Below are 20,955 nucleotides of genomic sequence, written 5' to 3'. Positions count from 1 at the left end.
CCATCGGGCCGCGCCTGTGCCGCGCGGGCGTCAATTCCCGAAGATACCGCGCAGGATGGTCTCGATCGGGTTGTTCGTCCTGACAGACCCGGAATGTCGCGGAATGTCGGCCTGCGGCTGTGGCGCGCGACGCGGCGCCGGGCGTATCATGGGCAGCGGCGTGGGTGGCATCCCCTCGTGCACGCGGCGCATGGTCTCTTGCCAGATTTCGGCCGGCAGGCCCCCGCCGGTAACACCTGTCAGAGGTGTGTTGTCATCATATCCCATCCAGACCCCGGCCACGTAATCGGCGGTAAAGCCCAGAAACCAGGCGTCGCGCGCCGCTTGTGTGGTGCCTGTCTTGCCGGCGGCTTCGCGATTCGGCAGCTTGGCGCGGCCGCCCGTGCCATTTTCGATGACGCGGCTCATCATGTATGTCAGCTCTTGCGCCGCGCTTTCCCGGATCACGCGCTCGCCTATGCCGCCGCCGAGACCCATCATCGGCTCGGTTTCGCCCAGCAGTTTCAACTCGGTCAATCCGTACGGCGTGACCGATGAGCCGCCGTTCAGGATGCCGGCATAGGCGCCGGTCATCTCGAGCAGCGTGCTCTCGGACGCGCCGAGCGCAAGGGCCGGCCCCGCCGCCAGGTCGCTGTCGATGCCGAAATCGCCGGCCACCTTGCGCACCAGATCGCGCCCCACGCTTTCCGACACCTTCACGGCCGGCACATTGATCGATTGTGCCAAGGCCTGTGTGAGGGTCACGCGCCCCTTGTGATCGCGCGTGTAATTCTTCGGGCACCAGCGCCCGGACCCCGGAACGTCAAGACAATAAGGCTCATCCACCACGACCGAATCGTACCCGTAACCGAGATCGAGCGCGGCGGCGTAGACGAAGGGCTTGAACGCGGAGCCTGTCTGCCGCTTGGCCTGAGTGGCACGGTTGAACGCGCCGATCACTGTGGGATCACGCCCGCCGACCATGGCGCGCACGGCCCCGTCCGCGCTCATCACCACGATGGCCGCCTGCGCCTCGGACCCGTCGCGCACCTTTTCCTTGAAGACAGTGCGCAACGCGTCTTCCGCGGCGCGCTGCAAACGCTGGTCAAGGGTCGTCTGGATGATCACGTCCTCGGTCGTGTCGCGGGTAAAGAATTCGGGGCCCGAGGCCATCACCCAATCGGCGAAGTACCCCCCGGCCTGCTGTGCCGCCGCATCCGAAAGCACGGCGGGATTGGCCAGCGCGACAGCGGCCTCCTGATCGCTGAGATAGCCTTGGCGCCGCATCAACGACACCACAACAGAGGCCCGGTTTTGCGACCGTTCGAGATTGGCGGTCGGGGCGAGCGTCGAGGGTGCGGTAAGAAGTCCCGCGATCATCGCCCCCTCCGCGGGGTTCAGGTTGGCCGCGGATTTTCCGAAATAGCGCTGCGCGGCGGCCTCGGCCCCGTAGGCCCCCCCACCCAGATAAGCCCGGTTGAGGTAGATCGACAGGATCTGGTCCTTGGTATATTTCGCCTCCATCGCCATCGCATAGACCGCCTCCCTGACCTTGCGCCAGATCGACGTGCGGCGGCAATCGGCGATGTAGTCGGCTTCGCTGTCCCACTGGCTTTCGTCATACTCGACACCGAAACACAGCAGCTTGGCGGTCTGTTGCGTGATGGTCGACCCGCCATTGCCCGATAGCGGCCCCCGACCCTCGCTGAGGTTGATGCGGACGGCACTCGCGATGCCGATCGGATCTATGCCCGGGTGCATGTAAAATCGCCGATCTTCGGTGGCGATGACGGCATTCTTGAGATTCGGACTGACCGTGTCCGCCGTCACCACCCCGCCGAACTGGTCGCCGCGCCATGCGAATACATCGCCGCCGCGATCCAGAAACGTGACAGAGCCGCGCGCGCGCCCATCCATAAGCGCCTGATACGCGGGCAGCGTGGTGTAGACATAGGCCACGGCCACCCCCGTCACGATCGCCAGAACCGCCGTCACCCGCCAGCCGATCGCCCACAAGATGCGGAACGCCCACCCGAACAGGGCACGGAACAGGCGCACGACCGGATTGCGTGATCGGGCGCGTCGCTGCGAGGTGCGGCGCGATGTGCCGGTCGTCGCGCGGCGGCGCGTCACCTTTCCCTTGGCCGCCTTGGGGCCACGTTTGGGTGCGGTCAATGGCGGCTTTCGCCGTCCCGAATTACTCATGCTCGCCCTGCTTAGCCGTCTTGTCCCTGTCACGTTTTACAGCGGCAGTGACCGAATGTAGAGACCCGACCCACATTCACGCAGAGGTTTTCGGTGTGCATATTTTATAGGCATTAATTATTTTCTGCCTATTTTCTACCCACCAAAAGCTCCTCGCGCCGGTCGATTGTCGGCTTGTCCCTTTCGAACCGGGCACCAAGCCATTTTCCTGTCCCTGCAAACCGTCGCTGCGTCAAGGAAACCGAAAGGGGTCAACGTGAAACTCATCATTGCAACGATCAAGCCGTTCAAGCTCGAGGAGGTCCGCGAAGCGCTGACCGACATCGGCGTGCGCGGCATGATGGTCACCGAAATCAAGGGCTTTGGCTCTCAATCGGGCCATACCGAAATCTACCGCGGCGCCGAATATGCCGTGAACTTCGTCCCCAAGATCAAGCTGGAGATCGCCGTGTCCGCCGGAATGGCCGACCAGGTCGTCGATGCGATCACCAAGGCCGCACGGACCGGCAAGATCGGCGACGGCAAGATCTTCGTACTCGACCTTCAGCAAGCGATGCGCGTCCGCACGGGCGAAACCAACGACGATGCGCTGTGACGGCGCAAGGGAAAGGATAATGGACATGAAACGCTTTACTCAGACCGGTCTGACCGCCGGGGCACTGATCGCGCTGCCGTCTTTGGCGCTCGCGCAGGATGCGGCACCCAGCTTTGACGAGGTCGGCCCGTATATCATGACGACACTGCTGTTCTGCATGGCGGGCTTTCTCGTTTTCTTCATGGCAGCAGGCTTTGCGATGCTCGAAGGCGGCCTTGTGCGCTCGAAGAACGTCACGATGCAGATGACCAAGAATATCGGCCTCTACTCCCTCGCCGCGATCATGTACTGGCTGATCGGCTTCAACCTGATGTATCCCGGCGACGGCTGGACAATCGCCGGCTGGGTCGGCCCGTTCTTCTCTCAAACGGTGCTGGATCCGGTTGGCGTGGCCGCGGCGGATGCCGACCTTGGCTATGCCTCGGTCGGGTCGGATTTCTTCTTTCAGCTCGTGTTCGTCGCGGCCACGGCTTCGATCGTGTCGGGCGCCCTGGCCGAACGGATCCGGCTCTGGCCGTTCCTGATCTTCGTCATCCTGCTGACCGGCGTGATGTATCCCATCTCCGGGTCGTGGCAGTGGGGCGGCGGCTGGCTGGCCGAGGCCGGGTTCTCGGACTTCGCCGGCTCCACCGTCGTGCACTCCGTCGGTGGCTGGGCGGCGCTTGCCGGCGCCATCGTGCTGGGTCCGCGTCTGGGCAAGTACGGCAAGGACGGCAAGGTCAACCCGATCCCCGGCTCGAACCTTGCACTGGCCACGCTTGGGACGTTCATCCTGTGGCTTGGCTGGTTCGGCTTCAACGGCGGCTCGCAGCTGGCCATGGGCACCGTCGGTGACGTGTCGGACGTGTCGCGGATCTTTGCCAACACCAACATGTCCGCCGCGGCCGGCGCCGTCACTGCGCTGATCCTGACCCAGGTGATGTACAAGAAGCCCGACCTCACGATGGTTCTGAACGGCGCGCTTGCCGGTCTCGTCTCGATCACGGCCGAACCGCTGGCGCCCACACTGTTCGGCGCGCTCTGGATCGGTGCCGTCGGTGGCGTGATCGTCGTCTTCACCGTGCCGTTGCTGGACAAGTTCAAGATCGACGACGTGGTCGGCGCGATCCCCGTGCACCTGCTGGCCGGGATCTGGGGCACCATCGCCGTGGTCTTCTATGGCAGCGCGAACATCGTCACGCAGCTGACCGGGATCGCCGCCTATGGTGTGTTCACATTCGTCGGCAGCCTGATACTCTGGTTCATCATCAAGGCAGTGATGGGCCTGCGGGTCGACGAAGAAACCGAGATCAACGGCCTCGACATGAGCGAGATGGGCATGGAAGCCTATCCCAAGTTCTCCAAGAGCTGATCGGTTCACCCGCGACAGCACGACTACCCCCGGGCGTCCGCGCCCGGGGGTTTTTCATGTCGCAGCCCTCGCGCGGGGTGCAGGGTCCGGTGCGACCTCGCGCGTCGCGGGTCCACGCTCGTCCATGGCCGGACGGACGCGGCGCAGGCGCAAGGCGTTCGAGACGACAAAGACCGAAGACAGCGCCATGGCCCCCGCCGCAAGCATCGGCGACAAGAGCATCCCGAACGCCGGATAAAGCACACCCGCCGCGACCGGGATCAGCGCCGTGTTGTAGCCGAACGCCCAGAACAGGTTCTGCTTGATGTTGCGCATCGTCCGGCGCGATACCTCATGCGCATTCACGACGCCGCGCAGATCACCGGACATCAGCACGACATCGGCGGATTCGATGGCGACATCCGTACCGGTACCGATGGCGACGCCGACATCGGCATGGGCCAGGGCTGGCGCATCATTGATCCCGTCCCCGACAAAGGCCAGACGCCCGCCGCCCTTGCGCAAATCGTCGAGCGCCGCGACCTTGCCGTCGGGCAAAACGCCCGCGATCACCTCGTCGATGCCGGTCTCGCGTGCGATGGCGAGGGCCGTTTCGCGCTTGTCGCCGGTGATCATCGCCACGCGCAGCCCCTTGGCCTGCAGCGCCGCGATAGCCGCAGCGCTCGACGCCTTCACCGGATCGGCCACTGCGATGACGGCCGCCACCTGCCCGTCGATGGCGGCATAAAGCACGGTGCGCCCGGCCTCGGCGAGGTCGGCCTCGGTCCCGGCCAGCGGGCCGGTGTCCAGCCCCTCGCGCACCATCAGCCGGTCGGCGCCCACCAGAACCTCGCAGCCCGCCACGTTCGCGGCCACCCCGTGCCCGGTGATCGAACGAAAGCTGTCAGCCTCGGCCCGCACGGCGCCTTCGGCCTTGGCCGCGCGCATGATCGCCTCGGCGATGGGATGCTCGGACTGCGCCTCGACCGCGGCCACCAGCGACAGAACCTCGGCGCGGTCAAACCCATCGGCCAGCACAAGGTCGGTCATCTCGGGGCGGCCCTCGGTCACCGTGCCGGTCTTGTCCAGCGCCACGATATCGACCGAGGCCAGCTGCTGCAGTGCGTCGCCCTTGCGGAACAGCACGCCCATCTCGGCCGCGCGTCCCGTGCCGACCATGATCGATGTGGGCGTCGCCAGCCCCATGGCGCAGGGACAGGCGATGATCAGGACCGACACGCCGGCGACCAGCGCCAGCGTCAGCGCCGGGTCCGGGCCGATCATCAGCCATACCGCGACGGTCAGCGCCGCCACGGCCATGACCGCCGGCACGAACCACAGCGTGACGCGGTCCACCAGCCCCTGGATGGGCAGTTTCGCGCCCTGCGCCGCCTCGACCATGCGAATGATCTGTGCCAGCGTCGTGTCCGCGCCGACCCGCGTCGCGCGGAACTGCAAGCTGCCGGTGCCGTTGACCGTACCACCGGTCACGGTGTCGCCCTCGGCCTTGGTCACCGGCACCGGCTCGCCGGTGATCATCGACTCGTCGACACGGGTCTCGCCCGAGGTCACCTCGCCGTCCACGGCGATCCGCTCGCCCGGACGCACCAGCAGGGTGTCGCCGATCGCGATCTCGTCGATCGCAACATCCTGCGGCGTGCCATCACGGATCACCCGCGCGGTGCGCGCCTGCAGCCCGATCAGTCGCTGGATCGCGGCGCCGGTGCGGCCCTTGGCGCGCGCCTCCAGATACCGACCGACAAGGATCAGCACGACGATCACCGCCGCCGCCTCGAAATAGACGGCGCGAACCGCATCGGGCAGAAGACCGGGAAGGAAGGTTGCCACCACAGAATAGAGATATGCGGCGCCCGTGCCGACCGCGACAAGGCTGTTCATGTCGGGCGCACCACGCAGCAGCGCCGGAACCCCCTTGGCATAGAACATCCGTCCCGGCCCGGCCAGAACCAGCGTGGTCAGCACGAACTGCACCAGCCAGCTTGCCTGCTGACCGATCGTGTCGTGGATCAGCGTCTGAAGGCCGGGGATCAGGTGACCGCCCATCTCTATCAGGAATACGGGCAGGGCGAGCACTGTCGCGATCAGGGTGTTCCGACGGATCTGCCGCGCCTCGTCCGCCTTGCGGTCGGCGGTGCCGGCACTGTCACCGGTATCGGCGATCTGTGCCGGATAGCCCGCGTCCCGCGCCGCCGCGATCAGGTCGGTCGGTTGCGTCAGACCCTCGGCATAGCGGATCGTGGCGCTTTCCGAGGCCAGGTTCACATCGGCCTCAATAACACCGGGCACTTCGCCAAGGGCCCTTTGGACCCGACCCACGCAGGACGCGCAGGACATGCCCGTGATAGTCATCCGCACGGTCTGCCGGCGTACGGGATAGCCCACCCGGTCAAGCGTCGCGAGAACCTCGTCAAGGTCGCCCCCGTCGGCCATGTCGAGCTGCACGGATTCAGAGGCGAGGTTCGCCGAAACGTCCTCGACCCCGTCAACCGGCCGAAGCGCGGCCTCGACCCGTCCGACACAGGACCCGCAATGCATGCCGTCGACGGATAGTGTCACCTGTCGCTGATTGGTCATACCGACTCCTCGGATCTGTTGTCAGACCATACAGATAAGGCGTCGCAAAGCGCCGGGGTCAAGGGGTCCCGCGTCGGGGCACGGCCTCGCCCCTCGTGCGGCGACGCTATCGGTGCGACACGACCCCGCCCGGCGACACGATCTCAGAAATCAAGGTTGGCGACGTTAAGCGCGTTGGTCTGGATGAACTCGCGGCGCGGTTCCACGACATCGCCCATCAGCTTGGTGAAAAGATCATCGGCCTCGGCCACATCGTCGATCTTGACTTGCAGGAATGTCCGTGCGTCCGGATCAAGCGTGGTTTCCCACAGCTGATCGGGGTTCATCTCGCCCAGGCCCTTGTAGCGTTGCAGGGTCAGACCCTTTTCACCCTCTTTCAGGATCGCCGCCAGCAGGTCGAGCGGGCCGAAAATGGGCTGCCCGCGTTCCTTGCGCACGAGGGTGGCCGGATCGCGATAGACCTCGCGCAATTGCTCGGTGATCTGGGCAAGCCGGCGGGCCTCGCCGCCGCGCAGCACGGGGCCGTCGAGGGTGCGCACCTCTTCGACGCCGCGCACGGTGCGCGACAGGCGCAGGCCCTGATCCTGCGTCGGGCGCCCCTGCCAGCCGCGTTCATACTCGTTCGAGATCATGTCAAGGCGGGCCGCGACGGTATCGGCCACGCCTTGCAGGTCGGCATCCACGCGACCCGGCACGAACGCCTCGGCGATCGCGGCCTGTTCAAGGATGTGGCGCGGGTAATGCGTCGGGAACGACTCCAGCATGCGCTTGGCGTGCCGCGCCTCCTCGACCACGCGCACCAGATCCGGTCCCGCGATCTCCTCGCCGCTGCCGAGGCGCAGCGCGGCGTCGGTGGTGCCTTGGTCGATCAGGTAATCCTCGAGCGACGGGTGATCCTTGAGATAGACCTCGGACTTGCCGCGCATCACCTTGTAGAGGGGCGGCTGCGCGATATAGAGATACCCGCCCTCGATCAGCTCGGGCATCTGCCGGTAGAAGAAGGTCAGCAGAAGCGTGCGGATATGCGCGCCGTCCACGTCGGCATCGGTCATCAGCACGATCTTGTGGTAGCGCAGTTTCGAGATGTCGAACTCGTCCCGCCCGATGCCGGTGCCGAGGGCCATCACCAGGTTGCCGATCTCCTGGCTGCCCAGCATCCGGTCGAACCGCGCCCGCTCGACATTCAGGATCTTGCCCTTAAGCGGCAGGATCGCCTGCGTACCCCGGTCGCGCCCGGTCTGCGCCGAGCCGCCGGCGCTATCCCCCTCGACGATGAAAAGCTCGGTCTTCGACGGGTCCTTGGACGAGCAGTCCTTGAGTTTGCCCGCCAGGAAATTCACGTCCATCGGGTTCTTGCGCCGGGTAAGGTCGCGCGCCTTGCGCGCCGCCTCGCGGGCATGGGCGGCCTCGATGACCTTGCTGACGACAGACTTGGCGATTTGCGGGTTCTCCTCGAACCACTCGCCCAGCTTTTCGTTCACCAGCCCCTCGACCGCCGGACGCACCTCGGAGCTCACCAGCTTGTCCTTGGTCTGGCTGGAAAATTTCGGATCAGGCACCTTGACCGACAGGACACAGGTCAGCCCCTCGCGGGCGTCGTCGCCAGTAAAGCTGACCTTTTCCTTCTTGGCGATGCCGGTGGTCTGTGCATAGGCGTTGATCGTGCGGGTCAGCGCCCCGCGAAACCCGGCCATGTGGCTGCCGCCATCACGCTGCGGGATGTTGTTGGTGAACGGCAAAACCGTCTCGTGGTAGCTGTCATTCCACCACATGGCCACTTCGACGGTGATCCCGTCGCGCTCGCCGCCGATGAAGATCGGCTCGGGCATCACGGGTGTCTTGTGGCGGTCCAGATACTTGACGAATTCCTTGACGCCGCCCTCGTAGAACAGATCGGCCTCCAGCGGCTCGGCAGGGCGTTCGTCGCGCAGGATGATGCGCACCCCAGAATTGAGGAACGCCAATTCACGCAGCCGCTTTTCCAGCGTCTCGAAGCTGTAGTCGAGGTTGCTGAACGTGTCCGTCGAGGCCAGGAACCGCACCTCGGTCCCGGTGCGACCCTCGGCATCGGCGACGACATGCAGATGTTCGGTGGTGAAGCCGCCCTCGAACCGGGCAAGATATTCCTTGCCGTTGCGCCGGATCCGCAGTTCCAGCCAGTCCGACAGCGCATTGACGACCGACACGCCAACACCGTGCAGACCGCCCGAAACCTTGTAGGAATTCTGGTCGAACTTGCCGCCGGCATGTAGCTGGGTCATGATGACCTCGGCGGCCGACACGCCTTCGCCCTCGTGGATATCCACGGGCACACCACGACCGTTGTCGCGCACGGACACGCTGGAATCCGCATGGATCGTGACATTGACGGCATCGGCATGACCGGCCAGCGCCTCGTCGATGCCGTTATCCACGACCTCGTAGACCATGTGATGCAGGCCAGACCCGTCATCGGTATCGCCGATATACATGCCGGGACGTTTGCGGACAGCCTCCAACCCCTTGAGAACCTTGATGGAATCGGCGCCGTATTCGTCGGGTGCGAGGGCGGGTTCGGACATGCGTGACTTCCTTCGTGATTTCGTCATTTTATACGGTTTATTGGGGGCAATGTCACGCCCAACCGCTATATTTTGCGGCCTTTCATTCTCAGGTGAAGGGAATGACGAGCCCGACGAGGATCAGCAGAGCACCCGAGATCACGTTGGTGCGCCGCAGCGCCCGGGGCGAGGTGATGACACGCCGGATCCGATCCACGAGAACCGCCAGCGCAAGGTTGCAGACAAGCGGCACCGCAAAGGAAATGCCCACCACCGCCGCCATGTCCCAGGGCGTGATGCGCGACAGATCGAAAAAGCCCGGCAGCACGCCCATGTAGAATAGCACCGCCTTGGGATTGCCAAGGATGGCAGCAAGCCCGGCCATGAATCCCGCCCAGATCCCCGGCCGTGTGAGGCGGCTGTCGGCGCTTATGGTGCGGTCCGCGTTACGAATGAGCAGAATCCCCATCACCACGAACATCGCCGTGGCGACGATGCGCAGCGCCAGCATGAATCCCGAGAACATCGACACGATCCAGCTGACCCCGAGTATCGCCAGGAAAGGCCAAAGCACATCGCCAACCACCACGCCGAGGGCCAGCGGCCAGGCGGCATGAAATCCGCCCGACATCGCCCGCGCCACAAGCGCCAGCCAGACCGGGCCGGGCGTCAGGAAAAGAACGAAAATCGCCACTGCGTAAAGGGCGAGATCTGCAAAGGCGAGGGTCATGGGGCGTGCTGCTCGACATGGCTTGTACCGTCAGTATCGGTGACATGAACATGCTGCGCGCGCGACCCCAGCTCGGCGAAAAGCTCGGGTCCGGTCCCGGTCATCCATGCCTGGGCACCAAGCGCGCAGATCTCGTCATAAAGCGCCGCGCGCCGCCCCGCATCGAGATGCGCGGCGACCTCGTCGAGCAACAGGATGGGGGGCGCACCGAAATCGCGGGCCAGCCCGCGCGCATTGGCGAGGATCAGCGAGACAAGCAGGGCCTTCTGCTCGCCAGTGGAACACTCGGCGGCCGGCACACCCTTGGCGGAATAACTGCCGTACAGATCCGCGCGGTGCGGCCCGACCAGCGTGCGCCCGGCGACAAGATCGCGGAACCGGCTCTCGGCCAGCGCCGCACGCAGATCCTCTTCGGTCTCCGGCATCTCTCCCTCGGTCTGCGTCAGATCCAGCTCCGCTGTGGGAAACACCGTCTCGGCTTGCCTTTGTGCCTCCATGATCCGCGCCAGCGCGGATTTGCGGTTGGCGTGGATCTCTGCACCGGCCTCGGCCATCTGCCGCTCCAGCGCCATGTACCAATGCCCGTCGCGCACCTGGTCCTTCAGTAGTCGATTACGCTCACGCATGGCCTTTTCATAGACCAGCGACACGTCGCCATGGCCGGGCGTGAAGCTCATTGTCATGCGGTCTAGAAACCGGCGACGTCCCTCGGCCCCCTCGATCCATAGCCGGTCCATCGCGGGGATCAGCCACAGCACCCGCGCGATCCGGCCAAGCGCAAGTTGGGCCGCGGGTTTGCCGTCGATGCGCACCTGCCGCGATCCCCCATCTTCGGACAGGGTTTCGACCTCGTGCACACGACCCGCCGACCGAAGCAGGCCCGTGATCTTCCAGCCAAGCGCCTCGGGCCGCCGCGCCAGATCCTGCGCCGCCGCCCGCCGCAGCCCGCGCCCGGGCGAAAACAGCGACACCGCCTCGATCAGGTTGGTCTTGCCCGCCCCGTTGGGCCCATGAACGACAACCGGTCGCGCGTCCAGATCCAGCCGCGCCGATTTATGCGACCGGAAATGCGACAACGTCAGGTCCGACAGGTAAAGGGCGGCCATTCACGGCCCTTTCATCTTTCCCGAAATACTCCCGCCGGAGGCTCCGAACCCTGTCACACGCGCATCGGCATGACCACGTAGACCGCCGTCATGTCATCGCCTTCGCGCATCAGCGTCGGATCGCCCGAGGAATTGAACAGGAAGACGGCGTTCTCGCGATCCACCTGGCTGGCGATCTCCAGAAGGTATTTCGCATTGAACCCGATCTCCAACCGCTCGTCGCCATAAGCCACGACCACCTCTTCCTCGGCGGCACCACTGTCCGGCGCGTTGACCGACAGGACAAGCCGATCCTCGTCTATCGTCAGCTTGACCGCCCGCGAGCGTTCCGAGCTGACGGTCGCCACACGATCGACGGCCTTGGCAAACTCGGCCGCATCCACCTCCATCCGGCGCGTGTTGCCCTGCGGAATGACCCGTGTGTAATCGGGGAACGTCCCGTCGATCACCTTCGAGGTCAGCGTGATGTCCGGTGTGGCGAACCGGATCTTGGTCTCGGACACCGAGACCGCGATCTTCATGTCGTCATCTTCGAGCAGCTTGCGCAGCTCGCCCACCGTCTTGCGCGGCACGATCACGCCGGGCATCTCTTCCGCGCCGTCCGGCAGATCGGCGTCGATCCGCGCGAGGCGGTGCCCGTCCGTGGCAACCCCCCGCAGCACGCGAGCACCATCGGACTCCGCGACATGCAGGTAGACGCCGTTGAGATAGTACCGCGTCTCCTCGGTCGAGATCGCGAATTTCGACTTGTCGAACAGACGCCGCAGCACCGGCGCCGGGGCGGTGAAATTGCTGGCATATTCCGACGATGCCATCACCGGAAAATCCTCCTTCGGCAGCGTCGCAAGGTTGAAGTTCGACCGCCCGGCCTGCACCGACAAGCGCCCGGACACGCCGTCATCGGCCAGCGACACGAGCGCGCCGTCCGGCAGTTTGCGCACAATCTCGTGCAGCATCACCGCCGACACCGTCACGGCCCCCGCGCGTTCGACCTGCGCCGGCGCGCGGTCGACCACCTCTATATCCAGATCCGTAGCGCGGAAATGCACCGCCTCGCCTTCGGCCTCGATCAGGACATTTGCAAGAATCGGGATGGTGTTGCGCCGCTCGACCACGGATTGGGCCTGCGCCACGGCCCTGAGCAACGTGCCGCGTTCGATGCTGAATTTCATACCCTCGCTCCTGTCATCTGCCGATCTTGCGCCGGGAGGGGCACGGTAGCAATTTCCCAACGCGGCTCAAGCGCTTTATGCCGATATATGACCGAAATCCGGTATCTTGACGGGCCGACGCGCGATCATGGGGGCCAGCGGCCCCCTTAGCCTTCGAGAGTCCGGCGCAGGATCTCGAGGTCGTCGGCGATCTGCGCATCCTGGATGCGCAATTCCTCGACACGTTTGACGCCATGCATCACGGTCGTGTGGTCGCGACCGCCAAAGCGGCGGCCGATCTCGGGCAGCGAGCGGCTTGTCATCTGCTTGCACAGGTACATTGCCACCTGCCGTGGCCGCGCAAAGGCACGCAGTCGTTTTGGACCGATCATCTCTGACAGGCGGATGTTGTAGTGATCCGACACCTTGCGCTGAATTTCCTCGACGGACACCTTGCGCTCGGAGGCGCGCAGGACATCTGCCAGACAATCCTGCGTCAGCTCCATGGTGATGGGCTGGCCCACCAGCGACGCAAAGGCGAAAAGCCGTGTCAGCGCACCCTCGAGCACGCGCACATTGGTGCTGATCCGGTGGGCGAGGAATTCGAGAACGCCATCGTCAAGATGCAGATCGGCATATTGTTCGCGGTGGCGCTCGACCTTGGATTGCAGGATGCCGAGGCGCAGTTCGTAATCAGTCGGATGAAGGTCCACGACAAGCCCGCATTGCAGTCGCGACTTGATCCGGTCCTCGAGCCCGGCGATCTCGCCCGGCGCACGGTCCGCGGAAATGACGATCTGCTTGTTCTGATCCACCAACACGTTGAAGGTATGGAAAAACTCTTCCTGCGTGCTGTCCTTTCCCGCGATGAATTGCACGTCATCGACCATCAGGATGTCGACCGACCGGAACATCTCCTTGAAGTCCATCATCTTTCGGTCACGCAACGCCTGCACGAACCGATACATGAACTGTTCGGCCGACAGGTACAGAACGTGCAGGTCAGGCCGCGTCGTGGTCAATTCCCACGCGATCGCATGCATCAGGTGCGTCTTGCCAAGGCCGACACCGCCGTAGAAGAACAGCGGGTTAAATGTCGCCTGCCCGCCTTCGGCCACGCGCTTGGCCGCCGCATGTGCCAGCTCGTTGGGCTTGCCGACGACAAACGTCTCAAAGCGGAACCGGTCATCAAGCGGTGCGGATGGCAGGTTGATGTCACGCTGGGCGGGCTGCGGGGCGGCATCGGCGCGCGTGGCCTCGGACTGCGACGGGCGTGCGGCACAATTCGCCGCCACCTGGAAATCAAGCTTGCGCACCTGCGAGTCGAGGCTTGCGATCTCATACAGGATCAGGTCGCCGTAATGCCGCGACACGTAATTGCCGATGAAACTCGTCGGCACGTTGAACCGCGCGACGCCCTCGGTCACGTCCGCGAACTCAAGCGGTTCGATCCAGTTCCTGAAATTGCTGTGCCCGATGGATTGCTGAATCTTTTCCTTCAGCCGCCCCCATTGATCCTGCGTCATGATACCCCGTTTCCGCTGCTTTGTCGCCGCCGACCACACGGCTGAACCCGCGCGTAATCTCTACCTCTTCGCGCGATCGACGGATCTGGGGGCACATAGCAACCCGCACCGATGCAACGCTGCAACGGTCGAACCGGCCATCTGCAAGTCGTCATCAGTCCCGAAAGCACCGGAAGGGACGGTCACCCGTCCCCGATACAAAGCCGTCAAGACACATCGTCATGGACAAGGCCGAGACCAGTTGATCCCGTTCCGGTGCCAGCTCGCGTGACAGCCACGTCACCCGGCGCCAGTCCAGCCTGTCCCCCCAAGCGTGAATCGCTGGCTGAAATTAGCAACGTCATGTGAGCGCGGGCAACTTATCATTGCGCTTGACAGCAGCTTTCCATGAAAAGAATCCGGCGCTGTCACACGGGCGCTGAAACGCGAAAGGCACCGCGTGATTGCGGTGCCTTTCAATTTCAACAACTTGGCACGACCGATCAGTCGAGCGCCTTCACCCGAGCGGCAAAGCGCGAGATCTTTCGCGCCGCGGTATTCTTGTGGAACACGCCCTTGGTCACACCGCGCATCAATTCTGGCTGAGCCGTGCGCAGCGCGGCCGCGGCCGCTTCCTTGTCGCCAGAGGCGATCGCCTCTTCGACCTTGCGCATATAGGTCCGGATGCGCGAGCGGCGGGCCTTGTTGATTGCAAACCGCTTCTCGTTCTGGCGTGCGCGCTTCTTCGATTGAACTGTATTGGCCATCTGGCTCAGGACCCCTTCGTGGTTCGGTGTTTACTGGTGTCACACGTAATCCCGAACAGACCCCGGCCTGCCGGGGGATGAGTCGTGCCTGAGCGGGCATCACGCGCATGTATGGTGGGCGTTTGACGCAATGGCGCCAGGAATTCAAGCCCCTGCATCCAGTGCCCGGCGCGTCCTGACAGGAAAAACGCACCTTTATCGCCGGATCGGCGTCTCATCCCCCGAAAAGGTCGCCGCCCCCGAGGCAGAGCCCGGAGGGCGACGCCGAGACAGGCTGCGCGCCGCAGGCGCCCATCATCCAGACACCCTATCATGTGCCCAGCTTGGCATGAACCTCGTCAAGGTCGATTTCGCTGACCGGCTGACGGTTGGAGGGGTCGGCGAAATCGTATTTGAACAGCTCGAAATCGCGTTTGTAGATTTCATAGACCAGGTGCATCGACAGGTCATCGAAATAGTCCTCGACGGGATGCGCGCGGCTGGGGCCGGTCCCCCCGGATTCGTTGAACCGTGGAATGGACGCAAGATCGACCGGATGGCGCGTCTCGATCGACCGAAGCACCGCGCCCATGCCGTCGAGAAAATCCTCTGTCCAGATGATCCTGTCATACGTCCCGCCATTCACGATGAAGGTCGATATATGCGCGGACATCGCGGACCAGTGGATGTCCGGCTCCATCGGGCGCTTCCATCGGATCGTGTCGCGTGCGAACAGAAGGAACCGTCGAAAGCTCTTGATCTGGTCGAACTCCTCTGTTCCGTCCGCGCCGCCGACCTCGATTCCGTATTTCTGGATGATCGTCGGCACCAGCTTGCCGCGATACCGCCGACCATTGCGCTGAATGCCGCAAACCTTGTCGAAGAATGACGACAGGATGCGGGTATAGGGGTTGCGCACGCAGGTGAACGCATAGGATTCGTGGCCGCGCACGTTGGCCGCGATCCGCTTCTGGTTGTCCTCGCGCGCCCATTTGCGCAGCCCCGTGGTGGCGTCGTGGATGTCGCCATCGTAGAATTCGCCGTGATCGGAATAGTACATGATCTGCCCGATGGTAGAGCAGGCGCATTTCGGCACCACGCGATACACCACGCTTTCGCTTTCCGTCATCCACGTGCCCGGGAACCCCATGACCTTGACTTTCGCCTTTCTCTTTTGCCGGGGATTATCATGCGCGCGCCGGACGGCCCAGTGCGGTCAAAGACCCGAAGACACCTGTTTATCCAGATGATTTATGGCGATAGTACTACAAACACAGTCCGAAGAAAGGGTGTCACGGGGTCCGGCATGGCAAAAATCGCGTTCATTCTGCTATGTCACAAGGATCCCGACGCCATCATCCGGCAGGCCGAGATGCTGACAACCGCGGGTGACTGCATGTCGATCCATTTCGACGCGCGCGCCGCACCCGGGGCCTTCGAAAGAATCCGCGACGCCCTCGCGGACAACCCGAACGTGACCTTCGCGACAAAGCGGATCAAATGCGGGTGGGGGGAATGGTCGCTGGTGCAGGCCACGCTCCATGCCGTTCAGGCCGCGATCGATCACTTTCCACGCGCCACGCATTTCTACATGCTTTCGGGCGATTGCGCGCCGATCAAATCCGTCAGCTACATGCATGATGTCCTGGACGCGCACGCCGTCGATTACATCGAAAGCTTCGATTACTTCGAAAGCGACTGGATCAGGACCGGAATGAAGGAAGAACGCCTGATCTATCGTCACGTCTTCAACGAAAGGACGCAGCCAAGACGCTTCTACGGATCCTATCACCTGCAGCGCAAATTGCGTCTGGCCCGTGCGATCCCGCAGGATATCCGGGTGCAGATCGGCAGCCAGTGGTGGTGCCTGCGCCGGCGCACCGTCGAGGCAATCCTAGACTTCATACGGCATCGCCGCGACGTGGTCCGGTTTTTCCGCACGACGTGGATTCCCGACGAGACCTTTTTCCAGACCCTCGTGCGCCACCTTGTCCCCGAGCCCGAGATCGAGACGCGCACGCTGACTTTCCTGATGTTCACCGATTACGGCCTGCCGGTGACGTTCTACAATGACCACTACGAGATGCTGCTGGGTCAGGATTGCCTTTTTGCACGCAAGATCAGCCAAGAGGCGCATGACCTCAAGCGCCGGCTCGGCGAGCTTTACCACGACCGCGACGCCCGCTTTCATATCTCCAACGAGGGTCGCACACTGTTCCGGTTCCTCACCGAACGCGGACGCGAGGGCCGCCGTTTCGCGCCCCGCTTCTGGGACACGGAATCATCCCTCGGCCGTGACCGGGTCCTGATGATCGTGGTTTGCAAGAAATGGCATGTCGCCAAGCGGTTGCTCAGACGCATCGGGCACCTGACGGATCTGCCAAGCGTCGAATACCTGTTCGACGAGGACGCCACATCGATGCCCGACCTCGGCGGCATTCAGGCGTCGCTCGGCAAGCGCACACGACACCGCCGCGCGCTGATGCGGATGCTTTTCAACTACTACGGGACCGATCGCCTGATGATCTGCATCGACCCTGCCAATATCGACCTGTTGCAGGACTTCTGCGGCGACAGGTCGATCACGAGAGTTCTCGAAATCCAGTGCAGCTTCTCCGATGACTATCTGGCGGGTCATGCCATGCGCCTGGGCCTGGCTGGCGCACAGGCGCGGCCCGAGACCCTCGGGGGCCTGCTGCCCGCCATCCGGGGTGACATCACGCATGAAAGCGACCTGATCCGCGATGCGGGGTTCGAAAACCACATCATCCTGCGCGAAGGTGACGATCCTGCGCGCTATCCTGATCTCCTGGCACGTTTTCTTGATATTCCGCCCCAGAAAGCGCAAGAGATCGCACAGATCGACAATCTGTTTGCAGACTGAGGACAGCCATGCCCTATTCCTATGACGACGAGAATATCTTTGCCAAGATTCTGCGCGGCGATATCCCCAACAAGACCGTGCTGGACACCGACCACACGCTGGCCTTCGAGGACATAGAGCCACAGGCACCGGTGCACGTGCTGGTGATCCCCAAGGGGCGCTATGTCAGCTACGACCATTTCGCGGCCGAGGCGTCGGATACCGAAATCGTCGATTTCAACCGCGCCGTGGCCGAGATCTGCCGCAGTACCGGCGTCGCCTTGGGCGATGGCGGTGGGGGATTTCGCGCAATCACAAATGCCGGGACCGACGGCGTGCAGGAGGTGCCGCATTACCACCTGCACATCCTTGGCGGGCGTCCGCTCGGGCGGATGCTGCAAAAGGGCTGACACGGTCGTTCACGGCTTGCGGCACGGTCGGGTCGCGCCCAGATGATCCGCAATCGCAGCGACAACTCACAGGCAGGCCATGACATTTCGCAACCGCATCGGCACCATACTCGACACCACGTTGTTCCAGAACACGATCCTGGGCGTGATCCTGTTCAATGCCGTGATCCTTGGCATGGAAACGTCGGACCCGATCATGGACCGTGCCGGCGAGGTCATCACCCTGCTCGACACGGCGTGTCTGTCGATCTTCGTGATCGAGATCGCGGCAAAGCTTTACGCCCGCGGGCTGGCGGGGTTCTTCAGCCGCGGCTGGAACATCTTCGATTTCATCATCGTGGCCATCTCGCTCGTGCCGGCCTCGCAGGGGCTGTCGGTGCTGCGCGCGCTGCGCATTCTGCGTCTGTTGCGCGTCGTCTCTGTTGCGCCCTCGCTGCGCCGCGTGGTCGAGGGGCTGGTCAACGCGTTGCCGGGCATGGGCTCGGTGTTCCTGCTGATGGGGATGCTGTTCTACATCGGATCGGTCATGGCGACAAAGCTGTTCGGCGACGCCTATCCGCAATGGTTCGGCGACCTAGGCAGCTCGGCCTATTCGCTCTTCCAGATCATGACGCTGGAATCGTGGTCGATGGGCATCGTTCGCCCGGTGATGGAGCAGTTCCCCTATGCCTGGGCGTTTTTCGTGCCGTTCATCATGGTCACCACCTTCGCGGTGGTGAACCTGCTGGTGGGTCTGATCGTTAACTCGATGCAGGACGCCCATCACGCCGAGGACATGGAAAAGACCGACACCTACCGCGACGAGGTCCTGACGCGCCTGAACGAACTTGAAAAACTGCTGCGCGAGCGCCACGATCAGGACGAGCGGTAGCGCGACGGCGGATCGCCGAACTCCGCGCGATAGGCGCGCGAGAAATGCGACGAGCTGGCAAATCCGGTTGCCAGTGCCACCTCGGTCAGTGACAGCGCCGAGTTGCGCAACAGATTGCGCGCCCGGTCCAGACGCAGCCGCCTGTAATGCGCCTGTGTCGTCTCGCCCAGATGCTGCTGGAACAACCGATTGAGCTGCCTTGGCGACAGCCCGGCGATCCGTGCCAGATGCGGCAAGGTCAGCGGATCGGCGATGTTGCCCTCCATCGCCTCGATCGCATCGAGGATCGCGGGCACACAGCAGCCGACACGCTCCACCAGGCTGGCGCGTTGCGGACCGGCGGCAGGGCGGATCTCGGTATGCATGAACCAGTCGCTGACCGCGCGGGCAAACCCGGCCCCGTGATGCGAGGCGATCAACGCATGCATCATGTCCAGCGGCGCGGTGCCGCCCGCACAGGTGATCCGGTCGCGGTCGATCACGAACAGGGTGCGCTCGATCCGCAGGTCGGGCGACACCTCGGCCAGTGCCGCGGCATATTCCCAGTGCACGGTCATTCGCCGGTCGCGCATCAGCCCCGCCCGCGCCAGAAGGATCGGACCCCCGGACACGCCCCCCATCATCACACCGCCGCGCGCCTGCCGCGACAGCCAGGACGTGACTGGGCGCCCCGGATAGCCAGCCGGATCGCCCCCCGCGACGACTAACAGGTAGTCGAGCGCGAGATCGTCGGCGAAACAGGCCTCTGGCGTGACCACCGCCGCGCCCGAGCTGGCGACAGGACCCCGCGTCGGCGCGACATGAACCACGTCATAAAGCCTGCGCCCGGCCAACAGGTTCGCCCCGCGCAAGGGTTCGGTCGTGGCCGCGTGCGACATCAGCGCAAATCCTGGGATGGGCAGAATGCCGATCCTGTATGGCTCTGGGCAATCTTCATTCGATATGTCCATAAATGACATATTATTGACTTTCTTGGACAAGTCTAGTGACCGTCTTTCAGAAATGATCAAAGTCACACAACGGATATGTCTGCCATGCGCTACTCTGCCTTCAGGATCCTCCGCGAAGGATTGACCGGCAACAAGGGGTGGAACCCCGTCTGGCGCGAGCCAGAGCCCAAACCCGAATACGACATCGTCATCATCGGCGGCGGCGGGCACGGTCTGGCCACGGCCTATTACCTCGCCCGCGAATTCGGGATGCGCAACATCGCGGTGCTCGAAAAGGGCTGGCTTGGATCGGGCAATATCGGGCGCAACACGACGATCATCCGCTCCAACTACATGCTGCCGGGAAACGAACCGTTCTACGAGATGTCCCTCAAGCTGTGGGAGGGACTGGAACAGGATTTCAATTACAACGCGATGGTCAGCCAGCGGTCGATCCTGAACCTCTTTCATTCCGACGGTCAGCGCGACGCCTTCGTACGGCGCGCCAACGCGATGCAGCTCGCGGGTGCCGATGCCGAACTGGCCGACGCCGATCAACTGCGCGCCGACCTCCCGTTCCTCGATTTCGACAATGCACGGTTTCCGATCAAGGGCGGGCTCTATCAGCGGCGCGGCGGCACGGTCCGGCACGACGCGGTCGCCTGGGGCTACGCGCGCGGCGCGGATGCGCGCGGCGTCGACATCATCCAGAACTGCGAGGTGACGGGCTTCGATATCCGCGATGGACGCTGCCTCGGGGTGGAAACGACCCGCGGCCCGATCCGCGCGGCCAAGGTGGCGGTCTGCGTCGCGGGCTCCTCCAGCCGGGTGATGGAAAAGGCGGGCCTGCGCCTGCCGATCGAGAGCCACGTCCTGCAAGCTTTCGTCACCGAAGGGCTCAAACCGGTCATCCCCGGCGTCATCACCTTCGGCGCCGGGCATTTCTATGTCAGCCAGTCGGACAAGGGCGGGCTGGTCTTCGGCGGCGATATCGACGGCTATAATTCTTACGCCCAGCGCGGCAACCTGCCGGTGGTCGAGGATGTGGCCGAAGGCGGCATGGCGATCATGCCGATGATCGGCCGCGCGCGGCTGTTGCGGTCATGGGGCGGGATCATGGACATGTCGATGGACGGCTCGCCCTTCATCGACCGCACCCCTGTCGACGGGCTCTATTTCAACGGCGGTTGGTGCTATGGCGGGTTCAAGGCGACGCCCGCCTCGGGCTTTTGCTACGCGCATCTGCTGGCCCGCGACGCGCCGCACCCGGTGGCCGCGCAGATGCGGCTCGACCGGTTCGCGCGCGGCAATCTCATCGACGAAAAGGGTATGGGCAACCAGCCCAACCTGCATTGAGGGACGCGACATGCGGCTTCATCTTTCCAAAAATACTCAATACG

The 20,955-nt window shown here is 63.7% G+C and carries 16 protein-coding genes; 6 read left to right on the top strand and 10 right to left on the bottom strand.

The genetic code is table 11. The annotated features are described in order from the left end of the window. Positions 1-30: 30 nt before the first annotated feature. Positions 31-2,184: a transglycosylase domain-containing protein gene (locus ACROSR_RS04415; RefSeq protein ID WP_432682564.1), complete on the bottom strand. Its 2,154-nt coding sequence runs from the start codon at positions 2,182-2,184 to the stop codon at positions 31-33. Between the two features lie 256 nt (positions 2,185-2,440). On the opposite strand from ACROSR_RS04415, the gene ACROSR_RS04410 reads away from it, so the two are divergent. Together ACROSR_RS04410 and ACROSR_RS04405 are read left to right on the top strand one after the other, a co-directional pair. Then, a complete protein-coding gene (locus ACROSR_RS04410) occupies positions 2,441-2,779 on the top strand; it encodes a P-II family nitrogen regulator (RefSeq protein ID WP_432682563.1) in 339 nt (112 codons plus the stop codon). Between the two features lie 19 nt (positions 2,780-2,798). Next, entirely contained in the window at positions 2,799-4,130 is a 1,332-nt protein-coding gene (locus ACROSR_RS04405; protein ID WP_432682562.1) for an ammonium transporter, read from the top strand. A 54-nt stretch (positions 4,131-4,184) separates the two neighbouring features. On the opposite strand, the gene ACROSR_RS04400 is transcribed toward ACROSR_RS04405, so the two are convergent. From ACROSR_RS04400 to ACROSR_RS04365, 8 genes are all read right to left on the bottom strand, one after another. Then, entirely contained in the window at positions 4,185-6,704 is a 2,520-nt protein-coding gene (locus ACROSR_RS04400; protein WP_432682561.1) for a heavy metal translocating P-type ATPase, read from the bottom strand. Between the two features lie 143 nt (positions 6,705-6,847). Beyond that, positions 6,848-9,265 (bottom strand): DNA topoisomerase (ATP-hydrolyzing) subunit B, encoded by a 2,418-nt coding sequence (gene gyrB, locus ACROSR_RS04395; RefSeq protein WP_432682560.1) that lies wholly within the window; start codon positions 9,263-9,265, stop codon positions 6,848-6,850. An 88-nt stretch (positions 9,266-9,353) separates the two neighbouring features. Then, on the bottom strand, positions 9,354-9,974 hold the full coding sequence (locus tag ACROSR_RS04390) for a LysE family translocator (RefSeq protein WP_432682559.1): 621 nt from the start codon (positions 9,972-9,974) through the stop codon (positions 9,354-9,356). Continuing rightward, the gene (gene recF / locus ACROSR_RS04385) at positions 9,971-11,080 is read right to left on the bottom strand and encodes a DNA replication/repair protein RecF (RefSeq protein WP_432682558.1); all 1,110 of its coding nucleotides are present in this window, start codon (positions 11,078-11,080) and stop codon (positions 9,971-9,973) included. The genes ACROSR_RS04390 and recF overlap by 4 nt, the downstream gene beginning before the upstream one ends. Positions 11,081-11,133: 53 nt before the next feature. Further along, on the bottom strand, positions 11,134-12,252 hold the full coding sequence (gene dnaN / locus ACROSR_RS04380; protein ID WP_432682557.1) for a DNA polymerase III subunit beta: 1,119 nt from the start codon (positions 12,250-12,252) through the stop codon (positions 11,134-11,136). A 146-nt stretch (positions 12,253-12,398) separates the two neighbouring features. Further along, complete coding sequence (gene dnaA, locus ACROSR_RS04375) at positions 12,399-13,757, bottom strand: chromosomal replication initiator protein DnaA (protein WP_432682556.1); 1,359 nt, start codon at positions 13,755-13,757, stop codon at positions 12,399-12,401. 482 nt (positions 13,758-14,239) lie between these two features. Beyond that, on the bottom strand, positions 14,240-14,503 hold the full coding sequence (gene rpsT, locus ACROSR_RS04370) for a 30S ribosomal protein S20 (protein WP_432682555.1): 264 nt from the start codon (positions 14,501-14,503) through the stop codon (positions 14,240-14,242). 310 nt (positions 14,504-14,813) lie between these two features. Further along, positions 14,814-15,632 (bottom strand): sulfotransferase family protein, encoded by an 819-nt coding sequence (locus tag ACROSR_RS04365; RefSeq protein WP_432682554.1) that lies wholly within the window; start codon positions 15,630-15,632, stop codon positions 14,814-14,816. Positions 15,633-15,788: 156 nt separating this feature from the next. On the opposite strand from ACROSR_RS04365, the gene ACROSR_RS04360 reads away from it, so the two are divergent. The 3 genes from ACROSR_RS04360 (at position 15,789) to ACROSR_RS04350 (ending at position 18,626) form a co-directional block, all read left to right on the top strand. Further along, positions 15,789-17,366 carry a DUF5928 domain-containing protein gene (locus tag ACROSR_RS04360; protein WP_432682553.1) on the top strand — a complete coding sequence of 526 codons (1,578 nt, stop codon included), beginning with the start codon at positions 15,789-15,791 and terminating at the stop codon, positions 17,364-17,366. Positions 17,367-17,374: 8 nt separating this feature from the next. Then, on the top strand, positions 17,375-17,755 hold the full coding sequence (locus tag ACROSR_RS04355; protein ID WP_432682552.1) for an HIT domain-containing protein: 381 nt from the start codon (positions 17,375-17,377) through the stop codon (positions 17,753-17,755). Positions 17,756-17,834: 79 nt separating this feature from the next. Next, positions 17,835-18,626 carry an ion transporter gene (locus ACROSR_RS04350; protein WP_432682551.1) on the top strand — a complete coding sequence of 264 codons (792 nt, stop codon included), beginning with the start codon at positions 17,835-17,837 and terminating at the stop codon, positions 18,624-18,626. Here ACROSR_RS04350 and ACROSR_RS04345 read toward each other — a convergent pair. Next, positions 18,611-19,504 carry a GlxA family transcriptional regulator gene (locus ACROSR_RS04345; protein ID WP_432682550.1) on the bottom strand — a complete coding sequence of 298 codons (894 nt, stop codon included), beginning with the start codon at positions 19,502-19,504 and terminating at the stop codon, positions 18,611-18,613. The genes ACROSR_RS04350 and ACROSR_RS04345 overlap by 16 nt on opposite strands. A 156-nt stretch (positions 19,505-19,660) precedes the next feature. On the opposite strand from ACROSR_RS04345, the gene ACROSR_RS04340 reads away from it, so the two are divergent. Continuing rightward, positions 19,661-20,911 carry a sarcosine oxidase subunit beta family protein gene (locus ACROSR_RS04340; protein WP_432682549.1) on the top strand — a complete coding sequence of 417 codons (1,251 nt, stop codon included), beginning with the start codon at positions 19,661-19,663 and terminating at the stop codon, positions 20,909-20,911. Positions 20,912-20,955: the final 44 nt, after the last annotated feature.

The organism is Roseovarius tibetensis (assembly GCF_050896375.1).
GTDB lineage: Bacteria > Pseudomonadota > Alphaproteobacteria > Rhodobacterales > Rhodobacteraceae > Roseovarius > Roseovarius tibetensis.
This window is presented reverse-complemented; position numbering and strand designations above follow the sequence as displayed.